Source organism: Balneatrix alpica DSM 16621, assembly GCF_000619885.1.
GTDB lineage: Bacteria > Pseudomonadota > Gammaproteobacteria > Pseudomonadales > Balneatricaceae > Balneatrix > Balneatrix alpica.
Genome location: NZ_JHUZ01000014.1, coordinates 1 through 16,943 on the forward strand (window position 1 = coordinate 1; position 16,943 = coordinate 16,943).

Sequence of the window (16,943 nt, forward strand, 5' to 3'; positions counted from 1 at the left end):
ATGTTGTGATGACGACAACGAACTGAAGACGATCCAGAATTTAGGTAAACCTGCGGTCACAGCGTGACATAAGACAGAGAGACCTGAACCGAATTGCTTGGCGACCATAGCGAGTTGGAACCACCTGATTCCATCCCGAACTCAGAAGTGAAACGACTCAGCGCCGATGGTAGTGTGGGGTTTCCCCATGTGAGAGTAGGTCATCGCCAAGCGCCTAATACGCGAAACCCCTGTCAGACATCTGGCAGGGGTTTTTGCTTTTTGGAGTTTAGTTTTGAAGTTGTGCTTGGCGGCTGATGCACCCGAGTCTTCCCCCGGAATCAGCTAGCGAATGGCTGCGAGGATATCTCCCGCAATCGCTTAAGCTGCCCATACACCTATCCTGACGATCTCCAATCCTCGTTGCATGCTCAGCGTAATGGCTGGATTGTGAAAGAGCCTCCAGCTAGTGGGCGTGTAAGCGTGATCACGCCATCTGAGCTTGCCATGTCCCCCATCGCTGCCGAGATCAATGTTCCGGGGTGAAGAAGCGCTCGGCGTATAAAGCGCATATACCCACCTAACAACAGCTTGGCTGTTCATCTTATCTTATCCAGAGTTCTTGCAAACTAACTGATCTGTTGCGTCTTGATTGCAGCCTCCATCAGCATCTTGGCTAGGATAGGAGTGGGTTCGCTGTGCCGGATCAGTAAGCGCAGGGGATAGAGCGTGCGGCCGCCACTGATCGGAATCAGCTTTAATCCAGGTACGCTGGCAGCGAGATAGGAGGGGTAAGGCATGATGCTGCAGCAGTGACCGGCTAGTACCGATTGCACCAACAGATGCACGGAGTCGGTCTCCAGAATGGGCTGGAGCTTTAAACCAAGATGCTGAAAGTTGTGCTCGATTGCTTGGCGAAAGTGCATACCTTGAGAGAGCAGGCCAAGCGGTAGCTGGGGTAAGGCGCTCCAACTGATTTCCTCCAGTGAATCTGGCGTCAACTGTTGGATTAATTGCGGGTGATAGAGCAGGCCCATGCGGGTTTCACCGAGATCAAGCGCTTGGAAACGCTCGCCTGGTTGCTCTAAGTAGGCGATGCCTGCATCCAGTTGTTGGCGGCTAAGTTGTTCAAGGATGTGTTCAGAGCTGAGGGCGCGTAGTTCCACTTCTACCTGTGGATAATCTTGCTGCAACTGTTTCAAGAGGGGAATCGGGCTATAGCTGCAGAGGGGGACAATTCCTATGCGGACTTTGCCAATGATCTGCCCTTTGCAGGCACTGGCTTCTATTTTAAGGGCGTCGTAGGCACTGAGCACTTGTTTGGCCCAGGCGAGGATACGTTTGCCTTCTTCGGTAAAACCTTCAAAACGTTGCCCGCGTTTGACTAAGGCAATACCCAGCTCTTCTTCCAGGCTTTTCAGACGCATCGAGAGGGTGGGTTGAGTCACGTGGCAGTGCTCGGCAGCCTGACCAAAATGTTGGCTGTTTTCCAGGGCGACCAAAAAACGCAGTTGCTTGATGTCCATACACTCTCCCTTGTTCGCTACACCTTAGCAAAGGAGCTAAGCGGTTAAAACGCACCGGTGCGGATAAACACCCCGGTGATCACAAAAGCGAGACTGAGAACAGTGACCGCACGAATATGCCAGGCCAGGGTAGGGAGGTTGTGTACGTTTAAATGGGGAATCACTCTTAACCTGGCATGGGCTGCCAGAGCAAAGGTAGCAAGTAATAACGTGAGCTTGATGAGTAACCCAGGATGTTGATGCCATGCACCACTCAGTCGATAGTGACTCAAGGCAATACCGGTCAGTATCTGCATAATCAGAGCGGGCATGCCAATACGTTCGAAGCCCGCCTCAAATTCCAGTAATCGTGCCGGCGATTGCTGTTTGAGTACTTGCGGCAAAATGACCAGGCTGAGTACCAAGTGTCCCCCGGTCCAGAGAGTGGCTCCGAGTAAATGTAAACTGAGTAGCAAGGTGTACATGTCAAGGCTCCAGACGGGCTAGGTTGATTAAGCCTAGCGGGAGTCTGGCAGGGAGGGTTTGAGCTGAGTCTATTTTCAGTTAGGTGTCTGTCACCTGACGACGGCGCGAGTGAAGCAATTTTGGCTGCTGATAACTGAGGACGTTGATACAGTCAAAGAGACCGCTAATCAGAAACTCTTTTAGTTGGTTACTGTTATGCTGACTGACAAAGCCTAAGCGCTGGCTTTCCTGCTGCAGCCAGCCATTCTGGTTGATTTGAAACAACCAGCCATGACCTTGATGACAGTACTGCCAAAACTCGAGTAAGTCTCCTTCGTCCAATAAGCGGAAACCTATCACACTGCTGAAGCACACTTGAATCTCCAGAGCTGGGCTTTGCAAGAGTACCTCCAAATCTCCTCCCTCATAGCGAATGCTTTGCAGAATCAGGTCGCTGCCGGGCAGACAGGCAAAGCTGACTGGTTGACCATGAGCGGAGCTACGATCAGTGGGAGGAAGTGGGTGATTTTTTCGAGCAAATAGGGGTGGGCGCATTGTGGCGTACTGGGCAAATAATCGGTTGCGAGTGCGTTGTAGCATAAACAAGGCTCCAAAGTTAAAAGAGGTGCGTCCTTGCACCAGGCTTCCTTGCCTGTGCGTCCATCGGGTTAGCTCCGTAGGTGCTCAGTTACAGCGATATGCATGACCAATCAGGGTGGTATTCGTGGTGCCGAGCGAGTCACTTGCTTGAGAGTGATGGCTTTCTTGCATGTACACGACATTAGCCCCCACTGCCGCTGCTTTGTTGCGTAAATCATTGCGAGCACCTAGCAGCAGGTTTTCAGTTGAGGTGTAGTTGCCGCTGAAAAAGTTGCCCTGAGAGCCACTGACTTCAGCAATAAAGCGACATGAGCCCGTTGGTTGTTCCATCACCAGACGAACTTGTTCGGCCCCAGGATTGGCCTGGATGGCGGAGCATCCGCTCACGCCAACCAGAACAGCACTCCACAAGGTAAAGGGGACATACCTGTGCATGTGTTGTCAGCCTCGTCTGTTGTTTAGAAGGAGTAGATTAAGCCTACTGAAGTTGAGACGGAGCTTTTCCGCTCAACCAAGGAGGAGTCAGAGATATTTTTGCTGAGTTTGGTCCATTGGGTGCCATGGTGCAGGCTGAGATTGTCACTAATTCCCACTGTCAGCTCATAGCCCAGGTAAGGGTTGACGGCAGATTTACCGGTATAAGCTTTACGGCTAGCTGTCGCTTCTTTGTTGGTGACACCGTAGTAGTAATCTACATACTTTTTACTGGCGATTTGCATGCCAACAAAAGGACTGAGTTCAACGCTGTCACTGATTTCGATAGGCAGGCTATAGTTAGCATCGGCTAAGAAACCTTTGTAAGCACCACTAACGTCGTGTTGCAGGCTGAAAGTAGTGACACCCCAGGCGCCGTAGGTGCCGACTTCTACGCCGAGGTCCAGGCTACCCTTACGTTTGTTCATACCCTTGAGGAAGGGTGAGTCTTTGCTTTCATAGCCCTCGCCACCGCCTCCCAGGAAGGCATTGACCCAGAAGCCTTCATCTTCTGAGCCGGATTGCATCAGCTTAACGCCGAGTTCACTAGGATTGAGGTAGAACAATTCTCCTTCGTAATGCAGGAAAGGGGTGGCTTGCCACTTTTTGTCATCTTTATGCTGCTTGTACAGCTGCTGTTCATAGGCTGCGCCTAAGCCCAGGCTGAAGGTGCCCTCGGCCATGGCAGTGCTTGCCAGCAACAGGCTGCAAGCACTGAGGAGCGAGGTTGAGAGATAAGTCTTTTTCATTACGCTATTCCTTAACTGAGTGGGAATAGCGTTAGTCTGCGCGTAGTCGCTAACAGACATTAGCCCTGTTCTGTATGGCTTTGTATGGGTTGGGGCAGGATCAGCTCGAAGCAGGCTCCACCTAAGGTATGACTGGCACTGACACATACCTGTCCGTTATGTAAACGCATGACTTCGCGCACAATACTCAACCCCAGTCCATATCCCCCTTGGCTACGGCTGCTATTTAAGCGAGTAAAGGGAGAGAAAATCTGCTCCCGCTCCTCTGGTGCAACGCCTGGGCCGTCATCCTCTACCAAAATATGAATGTTAGTACCCTGTTGTATCAGGCTGACTTGAACTTGTCGTTTAGCATGATGGAAGGCATTACGGACTAAGTTATGCAATGCACGGCTAAACAGGCGCTCATCAACTTCCTGCGGAATAATTTGGCTAGGCAGCTGCAACCCTAAAGCGAGAGGACTTTCTGGGCGCAAGTGTTCGATTTGAGCGGCGAGCCAATGATTGAGGCTAATCTGGCTGAGTTCGAGTTTAGCCTCTGTACGCTCCATGCGTGCGTATTCCAGCAATTCTTCTACCAGAGTGTCGAGTTCATCAATGTCCTCGGCAATGCCTTGCATTAACTCCTGGCGCTCTTGTTCAGGTGCTTGCTGGAGCATGTCCAATTGCAGACGTAAGCGAAAAATAGGCGTGCGCAGCTCATGGGCGACGGCGTTAGTGAGTTGCTTGTGACTATGCAGTAAGCGACTAATGCGTTCCGCCATTAAATTGAAGCTGGCATTGAGATGCCCAATCCGCCAACGTCCTTCCTCGGGGACTCTTGCTGCTAAGTTGCCTTCCGCCAGTGATAGTGCCCCCTGCTCCAGGCGTTTGAGTTTACGCTGCAATAGGTACAACCAAAGCAAACAGGCCAGCGCCATAGCGAGTAATAGCAGGGCGAGAATAATGTTGGCAGCCTGCTCTAGTTCTGGAATGGTCTCAATGGGGCCCACACGTAAGACCCAGTCAGCTTCTTCAAAACGGTAATAGACGAGCGGATCTTCGTCGGTGGGCTGGAGATAGAAATCGCCCGGCTCCAAAGCCTGTAGCTCGGTTTGTACATCGGTAAACTCCCCCAGGGGGCGGAACTTGATTTTGACATTGGAGTTAGCAAAGGCTTCCTCCATCTGAGGGGCAATCAGACTAAGGCTGTTATCCAGATTTAGCATTTCAATGAAAGTGGTGAGACCTTGAAAGTCTCGGATGCTGTCACGTCGTTCCAGGTCTGCTACCCAGGGTTGTAACACCAGCAGTTCCAGTACCAGCACAATAATAATCAGGGAGGCAACCAATCCCAGATAAAGGGTGATAAATAAACGAGCCATATCCACGCGTCCTTCAATAAGCTAGTGCTATTTTGGCATAGGAAGGTTGGGGCAGCCCGCGTTAGCCTGTCTGCTTTTGTCCGCCTCTGTCAGTACCAGACATCGGGTACAAACAGGTACCCTTTGCCGCGGACGGTGATTAAGCGTTGGGGCAGGGAGGCGTTATCCCCTAGTTTGCGTCTGAGACTGGTGATTTTGTTATCGATGCTGCGATCCAGCCCATCGTACTCAATGCCACGGGTTTGCTTGACCAGCTCATCACGGCTGAGGGTTTGCTCCGGATGGCTGGCCAGTAGCCAGAGGAGATCAAATTCACCCGGGGTGAGTGCGATGTTGTCACTGCCTAGCTGGCACAGTCGTTGGATATGATTGAGGTACAGGTGACCGTAGCGTAGCTCTTTGCTGGATGTAGGTGTTGCCTCGGCCATGGCGGAAGGAGAGGTTTCTACCCGTCTAAGCAGCATCCGGATACGGGCTAGGAGCACACGCGGATGAAGAGGTTTATTGACGTAGTCGTCGGCGCCCATCTCCAGGGCGGCGACTTGATCCATATCGTCTTCACTGGCCGTGAGTACTAAAATTTTACCGTTGTAGCGGTTGCGCACCTCGCGGCAAATACTTAAACCATCCAGCCCCGGTAGCATTAAGTCGAGGATGACCAATTCCGGCTGTCGCTGCGGAATTAGCTGCACGGCCTCTTGGCCCTGATGCAGGCAGTCAACCTGGAAGCCATGCTTACTTAAATATTGGCTAATTAAGCTCGCCAGCTTTTGATCATCTTCGACAAGTAGTATCTGCATAACCACCTTCTCTGGGGAGGAGCTGGCCCAGCATAACGGATGTTAGCCGTGACACCAATCTTCCAGCGTTGCTACCACCAGCGCATGGTCTTCTAACTGGGGCAAGCCCGATAGACTGAGGGCGCCAATTAAGTCCCCTTGTCTCAGGCGTAGCGGGAAACTACCGCCGTGGGCAGCATACCTCTGCGGATCAATATGGGTTTGGGCTTCAAACTCACGTCCTTTACTGCGGTTATATTCACCAAGATAGAGGGAGCTGTGGCCAAAACGCAGCACCGTATTACGTTTGCGTTCTATCCAGCTATGGTTATCCAAGTTAGAGCCTGGCAGGGCGGCTTGCAGCAGGACGCGCCCATAGGCATAGACTTCCAGCACTACGGGGGCCTGACAGGCTGCTGCCCGCTGGTATAAAGATTGCCCCAGCAGCCAGGCATCCTGCAGGTTGAAGTGCTGGAGTTGCAGCCTTTGCTCTTGTTCAAGCAGCATCTCGAGGTTCATTAGTGCACCTCCAGGGTGCGTCCTTGCTGGCTGCTTTGGTAAGCCAGTTCGATTAAACGAATACCCTGCAGTGCCTCCTCTGCGCTCACGGGGGCTGCCGCGCCTTTTAACAAGGTGGCGACCATGTCCTGATAAAAGCGCTGATAGTTGCCCGCCTGGGTGGGAAGTGTCAGGGCGGGTTGTTCTGCCAGATAGAGCTGGCCATGGGCGGTAACAGGTTCCTGCCCCCATTCTGGATGGCCTGGTAACTGGCCTGCCCGCAGGGCATCTTCCTGGGGATCGAGGCCATATTTGACGAAGCTACCCAGTTGACCCTGCAGCAGATAACGCAGATTGGGATTGGCACAGAAGGGGCTGGAGTTGAGTAATACCTCTTTATCCGGGTAATGCAGGTGGAGCTGGAAAAAGTCGGTACTTTCTGCACCCGGACGCAATTGGCGGCAATGGGCACTCAGAGCTTGAGGTAGGCCAAATAACAGCAGGGCTTGATCAAGCAGATGCGGGCCAAGGTCAAACAAAATACCGGTGCCGGCCCCTGCCTGTTCACGCCAGCGGGAGCGTGGTTGAGGGCGAAAACGGTCAAAGTGTGATTCGAAATAACGGATTTGCCCCAGACGCTGATCACGGATCAGTTGCTGTAACGTCAGGAAGTCACCATCGTAACGGCGATTGTGATAGACCAGCAGTTGCCGCTGCTGCTGTTTAGCCAGCTTGATCAACTCCTCACCCTGCTGTGTAGTCACGACAAAGGGCTTTTCCACCAACACATGCTTGCCTGCCAGCAAGGCTTGGCGGGCCAGTGGGAAATGGGTGTCATTGGGGGAGGTGATCACCACCAGTTCAGCATCCGTATCCGCAATCAATTGCTCCGCCTGTAGGTAATGCTGGATATCAGGATAATCCTGGCGCACCTGTGCCTGGCTGCTGCTGATCGCGACCAGTTGTAACTCTGGCTGTTGGCGAATAAAGGGCAGATGAAATGCCTGGGCAGACAAACCATAACCAATCACGGCGGTTTTAAGCATCGCTGGGCTCCAATGTGGTCAGATGAATATCGGCAGCTTCAAGCTGCTGGCAAAAGGACGCAGGAGGGGGCTGATCCAGGTAAAGGGCATCCAGCTCCGTCAGGGCACACACCTGGTAACGATGGTGCTGGCCTAACTTGCTGCAACTGCCGAGGGCAATGCGTTGTTCGGCTTGTTGGATAGCTTGGCGTTTTAGTTGTGCCTCAGCGGCACTCGGAGCGGTCAAACCCTGCTCATCCAGGGCGCAGATACCTAAGAGGGCAACATCAAGACGATACTGGCTGAGTTGGAGCAGTGTCTCGCTGCCGTAGCAGGCACCCTGGGTGGCATCAAAACTGCCACCTAACAGAATGAGTTGCAGATGCGGGTGTTGGCTGAGGGCCTGGGCGGCAGCCAAGGCTGGGGTGATGATATGGAGCTGGTGACTGCGTACCGCCAAGACGTTAGCCACAGCTAGCAGGGTGCTACCACTATCCAGATAAATCCAGCCATGCTGCGGGAGTGTGCTAACCACCCTCTCCGCCAGTTGTTGCTTCCAGGGGGCAGCTGGGCGCTGGGCAAAAGGCAGGATGCCAGGGGCATGGGCGGCAAGCCGCACGCCGCCGCGCAAGCGCTGGTAGCGTGGATTCTCACAAAGACGCAACAGGTCACGGCGAGCCGAGTCGCGGGAGATGTTGAGGAGCTGGCAGATTTGTTCCAGGCTCAGACGTTGCTGCTGCTCAAGCAGGGCAGCGAGTTGCTCAAGGCGTTCTTCTTGCGTCATTTTAAGTTTTTATAAGTTTATTTAAGTCAAAATCCTAGTGGCTCTTATCAAAATCTGCAAGCATTGCCCGTAATAGGTATAAAAAAAGCGGGCCGAGGCCCGCTAAGAACGTGAAACTTAAGGAGGGATAGGCACCGTGCACAACGGATGACATATCCCTTGTTGTTTAGCCTTCTGCGGCTTCCAGCTTCATCACTCGTCGCTGGGGTTGGCGCCCCAGCTTGGTCATCAGTTTCTCGCCCAATACCAATAGGCATGGGGTGAGGAACAGGGTCAGAGCGGTGGCGAAGGTGAGGCCACCGGCAATGGAGGAGGAGAGTTGTGTCCACCATTGGGTGGAGGGCGCACCAATGGAAATCTGCCGGTTCAACAGGTCAAGGTTAAGGGCCATCACCATCGGAATCAGACCGAGTACGGTGGTAATGGCGGTCAGCAAGACCGGGCGCAAACGCAGGGCGCCGGTTTCAATGGCGGCGCTGACGGCATCCATGCCCTGGGCACGCATCTCGTTATAGGCATCAATCAGGACGATATTGTTATTCACCACAATACCGGCCAGGGCAATGATACCGATACCGCACATGACGATGCCGAAGGTTTGTCCGGTAATCAGCAAGCCCAGCAGAATGCCCGCGGTGGAGAAGACAATTGCCGAGAGCACTAACAAGGCCTGATAGAGGCTGTTGAACTGGGTTACCAGAATCAACGCCATCATAAAGATCGCCGCCAGGAAGGCCCCCATCAGGAAAGTCATGGTTTCGCGTTGGTCTTCGTCTTCACCCTTGAAGGTGACTTTGACATCGGCCGGCAGGGTCATTTCAGCCAGTGCCTGTTGCAGCTTCTTCACCTGGTCATTGGCCAGCACTCCTTCCTGTACATCACTCTTGATGGTGATCACCCGCTTGGCATCCACCCGTTCAATGGTGCCGGTTTTGGGGGCGGGGGTAAGGCTGACGAAGTTGCTGATCGCCACCATACCTTGGGGAGTACGGATATGCAGTTGATCGAGCTGATCGAGGCTGCGCTCACCTAGCGGGAAGCGAATGCGGATATCCACCTCATCATCGGCATCGGCAGGACGGTATTCGGTGACCTTGATACCACTAGTGACCATCTGAATGGCATTGCCGATGGTGGTGATATCTGCGCCATAACGCGCGGCCTGCTCCCGGTCAACATCCAGGCGCCATTCGATACCAGGCAGGGCACGGTTGTCTTCGCTATCGGCAAAGCCGCCAATCTCATCCATCTTAGCGCGCAACAGGGCGGCACTTTGCTCCAGCGACTGGCTATAGAGGCCAGCGATCTGCATGACGATGGGTTTATCTCCGCCGGGGCCGTTTTCCGCCTTGCGGAATTCCAGCTGCACACCAGGAATATTCTCGGCGCGCTGACGCATGTCCTCAAGGATGGTATTCGCCGGGCGGCGCAGGTACCAGTCAATAAACTGGAACTTGATCGCCCCCACTACATCTGCTGCCATCCCCTGGCCGGGTGAGTTGAAGGAGCGGGCGGCCATGGCTTCGATTTCCGTCATACCGAGCAATTGTTGCTCAACCTGACGCACCAGGGCATCACGCTCATAGATCGACAGATCGCCGCGGGCATGGATTAACACCTGGGCGGAATCGGGCTCCACATCGGGGAAAAACTCAACCCCTTTGCCCAGTGCGCCATAGGCCATGTAGGTGCCGATCAACAGCACGGTAGAGACCAGCAGGGTTAGTTCAGGCCAGCGCAACAAGCGGCGCAGGACGCTAACATAGGCTCGGGTCAGGGCGGAGCGCTGGCTATCTTGATCGGCCAGGGTTAAGGCGGCACGGCGGCTGGTGATCACCGCACCCATCACCGGCATAAAGATCAGGGCCATAAACAGGGAGGCGGTTAGGCACAGCAGGACGGTCATCGGCAAGTACTTCATAAACTGCCCCACCACGCCGGGCCAGAACAGCAGGGGTAAAAACACCACCAGAGTCGTCGCGGTGGAGGCAATCACCGGCCAGGCCATGCGGCTGGCGGCATTAGCATAAGCCTGCCTGGGTGGTTGGCCGTCTTTCAGGTAGCGATCAGCCAGTTCGGTGACCACGATGGCGCCGTCAACCAGCATGCCGACCACCAGAATCAAGCTGAACAGCACCACGATATTGAGGGTGTAGCCGAGGCTGTAAATCAGCAGGATGCCGGTCAAGAACGAGCCGGGAATCGCCAATCCCACCAGAAGGGAGGAGCGCAGCCCCATTACCGCCAGAATAATGACCATCACCAGGATGATTGCGGAGATGATGTTGTTAAACAGGTCGGTAAGGATGTTCCGAATGTCCTTGGATTGATCAAGGATATAGGACACCTGAATCACCTCAGGCCAGCGTTTTTGTTGCTCGGCCACCAGGTTTTGTACCTGCTCGATGGTTTCGATAATGTTAGCGCCGACCCGCTTTTTGACGTCCAGAGTCAGGGCCGGTTGGCCATTGACCCGGGCAAAGCCCTGGGGATCCTTAAAGGTGCGGCGCACGCTGGCAACATCCTGGAAGGTGACGACGGTAGTGCCATCCACTTTAATCGGTAGGCGCAGCATGTCATCGAGGTTTTCAATTACCCCGGGTACCTTCAGTACCATCCGCCCGGCACCGGTATCCAGTGCTCCAGCGGCCACCAGTTTGTTATTGCTGGTGACGATCTGGTAGAGCTCGGCGTAATCGATGTTGTAGCTTTCCAGAATCAACGGATCGACGATGATTTCCATCACCTCTTCCCGGTCACCACCGATTTCGACTTCGAGCACCCCAGGAATGCCTTCGATTTCATCACGCAGATCCCGCGCCAGCTTAACCAGTTGCTCCTCAGGCACTGGGCCCGCCAGGGAGAGTGACAACACCGGGAACAGGGCGACGTTAACCTCGTTGACCGTAGGCTCATCGGTGCCATCGGGTAACTTGGACTTGGCAACATCGACCTTTTCACGGACATCGTTCAGGGCTTTTTTGGAATCAAAGCCAGCATCAAACTCCAGCAGTACCGAGGCATGGCCTTCACTGGCGGTGGCGCTCATTTCTTTCACGCCTTCGATGGATTTCAGCTCATTTTCCATGGGGCGGGCCAGTAGGCGCTCGGCATCCTCAGGGGAAATGCCCTCATAGCCCATGGACACATAGATAATCGGAATGGCGACATCCGGGTCGGACTCCTTGGGAATCGACTGGAATGCCAAGGCACCACAGATCAGCAGGAACAGCAGCAGCAAAATGCTGGTGCGGCTGCGATCAATGGCGGCGTGAATGATGGCATGCATAAGGGGTCAGGCTCCTTGCTTAACCGCGTTTGGCCGGAATGGCTTGCACCTGATCACCGGCCTCAACAAACCCCTGGCCGAGGGTGATCACTTGGGCGCTGTCAGGCAGGCCCTTGACCCAGGCTCCCTGGGCATTAGTGCGGACGATCTGCACTGGGAATTGCTCGACGTGTTGTTCTTGATCGACGGTTTTGATAACGAGCTCACCTTCTTTACCCAAGCTAATCAGTGAAGGGGAGACAAAGTGTGCTTGTACCTGCTCCACCGGCAAACTCAGGGTGGCCGACAGCCCAACCAGACGCTTCTGGCCAGGATTGTCGACGGTCACCTCAACTCGGAAACTGCGGGTGGCATCATCGCCCTGGGTGGCGACATAGCTGAGGGTGCCCTGCAGCTCGGTGCCATCCAGTAAGTAAGCCTTGGCAGGCTGGCCGATTTGCAACTGGCTGATACTTTGTTGAGGCACCTGGGCGGTGACCAGTAAACGGCTATCATCCACCAGAGTGGCGATCACATCTCCCCGCTCAACAAAATGACCCAGCTCCACCGGACGCTGATCCAGTACCCCGGCAAAAGGAGCCTGAATACGGGTATGGGCGATATCCTGGCGGATGCTCTCCAATGCTGCTTGGGCACTGGCTAGAGCTGCTTTGAGTTCCATGATCTTACTCTCTGCCTGCAACCCTTTCTGTTTGAGGGTTTGGGCGGCTTTTAAATCATGGTCATACTGGCGTACCTGCATCTGTGCTTGCTGCAGGCGTGCCTCACGATCATCCAGCGCCAGCTTAATCAGCATGGCATTGGCGTCGACCCGTTCACCTCGCTTGGCCGCTAGCTCGGTTACCCGGCCACTGGTTTCGGCTTTGATGTTAACTGTGCGCAGGGGCTCGACCTGGCCCTGTACTTTGACTTCACGGACAATTTGGCTGGCTTCCAGGGTGGTGACTTCCACCTTAAACACCGGCTTTTCCGCTGTTTTGGCAGAGGCCGCTGGGGGCTCGGTAGCGGCGGTGGTGACCGGTTCGCCCGACAGCATCCAGGCGGCTAGCACGACCACAATAACAATGGCGATCAGCATAGAACGTTTCATGGCTTGGTCTCGTTATAACTGGCAATAGGGGGTGAGCTCAGATCCGGCGGGCAGTTGGGCTGACTACCGGGTTTGGCGGGTAAATGGGCGATACCGGCCAGGGTGAACTCAATAATGTTGTCGATAAAAGCGCTATCACTGACGTGGTGCTGGGGGCAGAGCTGGTGCTCTTTACGCCACAGCATACCGATAGCGCCATCAAAACAGGCCTGAATGCCGAAGATCATGTCCTCCAGCGGGCGAGGAGGCAGGGCTCCTTCACGAATACCGCGATCAATAACCTGATGTAGCAGCTCGAAGAAGGCCTGATCCAGTTGCTCAAATTCGGCAAACAACTCAGGGGTTAAACGCTGGATAAACTCAGGGCGGCGGCAGTAATAGCCAACCTGGGCGATGTTCTGTCGCTGTAGAAAGGCAGCAAAAGAGGTAGCTAGCATCCTGCGTAGAATGCCTAATACCGGTGCCTGGAGGTCAATCCCGCGGAAGGAGTCTAGCAGCTGGTGATGAAAGTTCAGTGAAATCCGGGCATAGAGGGCTTCCTTGCTGGCAAAGTGTTTATACACAGTGCCTTTGGCCACCTCGGCTTGCTGAGCAATCTGTTCGACGGTGACCTGAGTCCAGTTGTCATCGACAAACAGGGCTTCGGCTGCCGCTAAGATGGCTTGCTCACGCTCAATAAACTGGCGCTGTTTAAGGGATAAAGAGGAGGTCATAGGGGTGTACACAAAAAATGGACCGGCAGTCATTCTATGACTGTCGGTCACGGATGGGCAACCCTAATACAGCGTTTCTTGAGTGCAACAGTGGGCTTGATGAGCTTTAGGCAGACAGAAAGAGATGATCGATCTATTTCTTATTTATTTAAGAAAAATATGATAGGTGGCTGCAATAATCATGCTTCAGTAGTTTTTTCCAGATATTAGTCTCTGTTTTTAAATAAAGAGCATTTGCATCTAATTTTAAGCGTATTTTTTGTACTGCGTTATAGGATGGATTATTTCTTATAACCTTCTATAGAGACTAAGGAAAAATAACTTTACTCAAAAAAACACACAATGGCTATCGGAGGAGTGGTCAAGTGAACACGTAGGTGTGTACAGGTACTTGGCTGTCGGCAAGGCCTTGCTGTGTTCAGGGACATGCGATGATATGCGGCCAGTGCACTGGTTCTGTATGAACTTATGGACAGAGAGGACATGATGTACCGCACAACAATCTTTCGTGATGCTTAGGTTATGTGCTAGGATTCGCGTTTATTTTTGCTGGGTGTGGAGTGCTCATGGCTAAGCTAAAAAATGTGCAAAAAAATGATTTGCGCAATGCATTAAGCCTTTGCAAAGGGTCTTTTATTGTTGCAGGCATATTTAGTTTTTTTATAAATGTGCTGATGCTGGTACCGTCTATTTATATGCTTCAAGTATATGATCGAGTGGTAACAAGTGGTAGCGAGTCGACATTATTTTTTATTTCGTTGATTGCTTTTTTTGCTTTTGTCGTAATGGGCGGGCTTGAATGGGTGCGTTCACAAATTCTTGTGCGTGTTTCAAATAGAATTGACTATTTGGTATCAGATCGTATCTACGATGTTTGTTTTAAGCGTAGTTTAGTTTCTCAAGGGAATTCGGCTAGTGCTCAGCCATTGACTGACTTGACAGCCCTGCGCCAATTTATGACAGGCAATGGACTGTTTGCTGTATTTGATGCTCCCTGGCTTCCTATTTATATTTTTGTGATGTTTGCGTTTCACCAGTGGTTTGGCTGGATGGCCGTTTTCTCTGCTGTCATACTGCTTTTAATAGCATATGCAAACGACAAGACAACAAATAATGCTATTACTGAAGCAAATAAGATATCCAACGAAAATATATCAAAAACGAATCGGCAGCTTTTTAATGCAGAAGTTATTGCGGCGTTAGGCATGATTACTGCGCTGAAAAAGCGCTGGAGAAAAAGTAATGAGGATGTGCTGCTACTGCAAAGTAATGCAAGTATGCAGGCTTCTCTCATGACGAATATTTCTAAAGTTTTTAGAATGATAATGCAGTCCGCGACTTTAGGAGTAGGTGCATATCTAGTTCTAGAAAATCAAATGTCACCAGGGATGATGATTGCCGGTTCCATACTTTTGTCTCGTGCGTTATCTCCGATTGACTTATTAGTTGGCAGTTGGAAAGGATTTATTAATGCGAAAGGCCAGTATGATCGTCTGAATGAAATTCTAGAAAATATGCCTAAAGAGACTGAAAAAATGTCTCTGCCAGCACCGAAAGGTGAGATTAACTTTGAGCAGGCTTTTGTGACGCCGCCAGGATCCAGAATGCCTGTCATTAAGGGCATTAACCTACACATTCCTGCAGGACAAATTGTAGGTATCATTGGCCCCAGCGGAGCGGGAAAGACGACCCTTGCTCGGGCATTACTTGGAATTTGGCCTTGTTCACAAGGGTGTATCCGCTTAGATGGTGCGGATATTTTTCATTGGAGTCGAGATGAAATAGGCTCCCATATAGGATATCTTCCTCAAGATATTGAGCTCTTCGAAGGAACTATTAGCGAAAATATATCGAGATTTGCTGATCAGCCGAAGTCTGAAGATGTTATTGCAGCAGCACAGTTGGCAGGTGTTCACGATATGATTTTACAATTGCCTCAGGGGTATGACACTCATATTGGGCAAGCTGCTGGAGTTTTATCGGGAGGTCAGCGTCAACGCTTGGGATTAGCAAGAGCACTTTATGGTATGCCAAGCTTGATAGTACTGGATGAGCCTAACTCTAATTTAGATGATGAAGGAGAGAAGGCACTTTTTAAAAGTTTACAAGAGTTAAAAAAGGCAGCAAAAACTGTTTTTGTAATTTCCCATCGTTCATCACTATTAGCATATGTTGATAGTCTTATCTTGTTGCGTGATGGAAGTGTTTCGATGGCTGGTCCAAGAGATATGGTTCTTCAAAAACTTGCAGAGAGCAAGCATTCAAGTGTGGGAAAGGCTAATGGTTAAGATGCTTGATTCTAACGGAAATGAAGTGGCAAGTTCTTCATTGCCTATTTATGACTATTCGATTAGAAGAATAGGTTATGTAATTGTTTTTCTGGCTTTTGGTGTTTTTGGAGGTTGGGCACTATTTGCACCCTTAGACAGTGCGGCCTTGGCTCCTGGTGAGGTCACTATAAAAGATAATAGAAAAACTATTCAGCACTTTGAGGGCGGAATAGTTAAAGAGTTATTAGTTAGAGAAGGCGAGCGAGTAGCAGCAGGCCAACCGCTAATTATTTTGGATTCTACTAAAGAACAAGCATCTTTAGACATAATTATTGGTCAGTATTTTGTTAGCTTGGCTAAACTTGCTCGTTTGGAACTTGAGGAGTCGCTGTCTCTTGACGTGGCTGAAATTAATTACCCGGACGAACTAATCAATACTGCTGATGTAAGGGCTGTTGAAGCTATTAGCTCCCAGAATAAAATATATACTACTCGACGAGAAGCCCTGTTAGGACAGCTTGAGTTACTTAATCAACAAGTTAAGCAATATAATTCACAAATTTCAGGTCTTAAAGCTCAAAAGGTTAGTAAGGAAAGGTTGGTATCATCTTATAAAAAGGAAATAGCTGATCTTCGAGTGCTACTCTCTGATGGTTATGCAGAGAAAACAAGGCTTAGAGAGCTTGAGCGTCAGTTAGATAATAATTTGGGAGAAATAGCGAGTATTGACGCGGAAATTGCATCTAGTAACTTAAAAATAACTGAGGCCGAGTTAAAATCTATTCAAATTAAAAAGGAATATCAAAAAGAAGCTGCAGATGCAATTGCTAGTACAGAGGTAGAGTTGCAAGATCTGAGCGAACGTAAAAAAGTATTATTAGATTCTCTTAATAGAAAGGTTATTCTGTCGCCAGAAGCAGGTAAGGTTTTATCGCTGCAGGTACATACTATTGGTGGAGTAATTGGGCCCGGCAATGCAATTATGGATATAGTTCCAGAGCAGGAAGAGCTTGTTATTACTTCTCAAATTTCTCCTATTGATATTGACCGTGTAATGATAGGCCAAGATGTTGAAGTCAGGTTTAGTGCTTTTAAAAGCAGTGTTACTCCGCGCACGCATGGTGTCTTAGTTGATATCTCAGGTGATAAGCTAATAAATGAACAAACAGGTATGCCTTATTACCTTGCCAAAATCAGGCTAAAGGAAGGCAGTGCCACTGCTTTGAAAGAAAAGGGTCTTGAGCTATTACCTGGTATGCCGGTAGAAGCTCTAATCAATACGGGAAGCAGAACCTTTGCTCAATACTTAGTGCAGCCATTAACAAACTTCTTTGCTAGGTCAATGTTAGAGGATTAAGT

15 protein-coding genes and 1 rRNA gene are annotated in these 16,943 nt (G+C 51.2%); 3 read left to right on the forward strand and 13 right to left on the reverse strand.

Annotated elements, in window-relative coordinates; genetic code table 11:
* Positions 1-96 precede the first annotated feature (96 nt).
* A 5S ribosomal RNA gene (gene rrf / locus Q334_RS0106590) occupies positions 97-212 on the forward strand.
* Positions 213-608: 396 nt separating this feature from the next.
* Here the strand turns inward: rrf and Q334_RS0106595 are convergent.
* From Q334_RS0106595 to Q334_RS0106655, 13 genes are all read right to left on the reverse strand, one after another.
* Entirely contained in the window at positions 609-1,505 is an 897-nt protein-coding gene (locus tag Q334_RS0106595) for a LysR family transcriptional regulator (protein ID WP_027312513.1), read from the reverse strand.
* Between the two features lie 44 nt (positions 1,506-1,549).
* A complete protein-coding gene (locus Q334_RS0106600; protein ID WP_027312514.1) occupies positions 1,550-1,969 on the reverse strand; it encodes a CopD family protein in 420 nt (139 codons plus the stop codon).
* 79 nt (positions 1,970-2,048) lie between these two features.
* Positions 2,049-2,549, reverse strand: a complete 501-nt coding sequence (locus tag Q334_RS19900) for a hypothetical protein (protein WP_155888967.1) — start codon at positions 2,547-2,549, stop codon at positions 2,049-2,051.
* Positions 2,550-2,633: 84 nt separating this feature from the next.
* Entirely contained in the window at positions 2,634-2,984 is a 351-nt protein-coding gene (locus tag Q334_RS18270; protein WP_051527578.1) for a DUF4156 domain-containing protein, read from the reverse strand.
* Positions 2,985-3,007: 23 nt separating this feature from the next.
* Entirely contained in the window at positions 3,008-3,772 is a 765-nt protein-coding gene (locus tag Q334_RS19905; protein ID WP_051527579.1) for a MipA/OmpV family protein, read from the reverse strand.
* A gap of 59 nt (positions 3,773-3,831) precedes the next feature.
* The gene (locus Q334_RS0106620) at positions 3,832-5,136 is read right to left on the reverse strand and encodes an ATP-binding protein (protein ID WP_027312516.1); all 1,305 of its coding nucleotides are present in this window, start codon (positions 5,134-5,136) and stop codon (positions 3,832-3,834) included.
* A gap of 89 nt (positions 5,137-5,225) precedes the next feature.
* A complete protein-coding gene (locus tag Q334_RS0106625; RefSeq protein ID WP_035461022.1) occupies positions 5,226-5,936 on the reverse strand; it encodes a response regulator in 711 nt (236 codons plus the stop codon).
* A gap of 42 nt (positions 5,937-5,978) precedes the next feature.
* Positions 5,979-6,434 (reverse strand): heme-degrading domain-containing protein, encoded by a 456-nt coding sequence (locus Q334_RS0106630; protein WP_027312518.1) that lies wholly within the window; start codon positions 6,432-6,434, stop codon positions 5,979-5,981.
* Positions 6,434-7,459: an oxidoreductase gene (locus tag Q334_RS0106635; protein ID WP_155888968.1), complete on the reverse strand. Its 1,026-nt coding sequence runs from the start codon at positions 7,457-7,459 to the stop codon at positions 6,434-6,436. The genes Q334_RS0106630 and Q334_RS0106635 overlap by 1 nt, the downstream gene beginning before the upstream one ends.
* Positions 7,452-8,222, reverse strand: a complete 771-nt coding sequence (locus tag Q334_RS0106640) for a DeoR/GlpR family DNA-binding transcription regulator (protein WP_027312520.1) — start codon at positions 8,220-8,222, stop codon at positions 7,452-7,454. Before Q334_RS0106640 ends, Q334_RS0106635 begins: the two co-directional genes overlap by 8 nt.
* Positions 8,223-8,388: 166 nt before the next feature.
* Positions 8,389-11,511 (reverse strand): efflux RND transporter permease subunit, encoded by a 3,123-nt coding sequence (locus Q334_RS0106645; protein ID WP_027312521.1) that lies wholly within the window; start codon positions 11,509-11,511, stop codon positions 8,389-8,391.
* Between the two features lie 19 nt (positions 11,512-11,530).
* On the reverse strand, positions 11,531-12,601 hold the full coding sequence (locus Q334_RS0106650) for an efflux RND transporter periplasmic adaptor subunit (RefSeq protein ID WP_027312522.1): 1,071 nt from the start codon (positions 12,599-12,601) through the stop codon (positions 11,531-11,533).
* Positions 12,598-13,314: a TetR/AcrR family transcriptional regulator gene (locus tag Q334_RS0106655; RefSeq protein WP_027312523.1), complete on the reverse strand. Its 717-nt coding sequence runs from the start codon at positions 13,312-13,314 to the stop codon at positions 12,598-12,600. Before Q334_RS0106655 ends, Q334_RS0106650 begins: the two co-directional genes overlap by 4 nt.
* Before the next feature lie 566 nt (positions 13,315-13,880).
* Between Q334_RS0106655 and Q334_RS0106660 the strand changes: the two genes are divergently transcribed.
* Positions 13,881-15,602 (forward strand): type I secretion system permease/ATPase, encoded by a 1,722-nt coding sequence (locus Q334_RS0106660; RefSeq protein ID WP_035461024.1) that lies wholly within the window; start codon positions 13,881-13,883, stop codon positions 15,600-15,602.
* Positions 15,595-16,941, forward strand: a complete 1,347-nt coding sequence (locus Q334_RS0106665) for an HlyD family type I secretion periplasmic adaptor subunit (RefSeq protein ID WP_051527581.1) — start codon at positions 15,595-15,597, stop codon at positions 16,939-16,941. The genes Q334_RS0106660 and Q334_RS0106665 overlap by 8 nt, the downstream gene beginning before the upstream one ends.
* The last annotated feature ends 2 nt before the right edge of the window (positions 16,942-16,943 follow it).

Bases quoted from the DNA above. Each gene is read 5' to 3' on its own strand.
- Q334_RS0106600 (WP_027312514.1), bottom strand. From the start codon at position 1,969: ATGTACACCTTGCTACTCAGTTTACATTTACTCGGAGCCACTCTCTGG.
- Q334_RS0106655 (WP_027312523.1), bottom strand. From the start codon at position 13,314: ATGACCTCCTCTTTATCCCTTAAACAGCGCCAGTTTATTGAGCGTGAG.
- Q334_RS19900 (WP_155888967.1), bottom strand. From the start codon at position 2,549: ATGCTACAACGCACTCGCAACCGATTATTTGCCCAGTACGCCACAATG.
- Q334_RS19905 (WP_051527579.1), bottom strand. From the start codon at position 3,772: ATGAAAAAGACTTATCTCTCAACCTCGCTCCTCAGTGCTTGCAGCCTG.
- Q334_RS0106635 (WP_155888968.1), bottom strand. From the start codon at position 7,459: ATGCTTAAAACCGCCGTGATTGGTTATGGTTTGTCTGCCCAGGCATTT.
- Q334_RS0106645 (WP_027312521.1), bottom strand. From the start codon at position 11,511: ATGCATGCCATCATTCACGCCGCCATTGATCGCAGCCGCACCAGCATT.
- Q334_RS0106595 (WP_027312513.1), bottom strand. From the start codon at position 1,505: ATGGACATCAAGCAACTGCGTTTTTTGGTCGCCCTGGAAAACAGCCAA.
- Q334_RS0106640 (WP_027312520.1), bottom strand. From the start codon at position 8,222: ATGACGCAAGAAGAACGCCTTGAGCAACTCGCTGCCCTGCTTGAGCAG.
- Q334_RS0106660 (WP_035461024.1), top strand. From the start codon at position 13,881: ATGGCTAAGCTAAAAAATGTGCAAAAAAATGATTTGCGCAATGCATTA.
- Q334_RS0106630 (WP_027312518.1), bottom strand. From the start codon at position 6,434: ATGAACCTCGAGATGCTGCTTGAACAAGAGCAAAGGCTGCAACTCCAG.
- Q334_RS0106665 (WP_051527581.1), top strand. From the start codon at position 15,595: ATGGTTAAGATGCTTGATTCTAACGGAAATGAAGTGGCAAGTTCTTCA.
- Q334_RS0106620 (WP_027312516.1), bottom strand. From the start codon at position 5,136: ATGGCTCGTTTATTTATCACCCTTTATCTGGGATTGGTTGCCTCCCTG.
- Q334_RS0106625 (WP_035461022.1), bottom strand. From the start codon at position 5,936: ATGCAGATACTACTTGTCGAAGATGATCAAAAGCTGGCGAGCTTAATT.
- Q334_RS18270 (WP_051527578.1), bottom strand. From the start codon at position 2,984: ATGCACAGGTATGTCCCCTTTACCTTGTGGAGTGCTGTTCTGGTTGGC.
- Q334_RS0106650 (WP_027312522.1), bottom strand. From the start codon at position 12,601: ATGAAACGTTCTATGCTGATCGCCATTGTTATTGTGGTCGTGCTAGCC.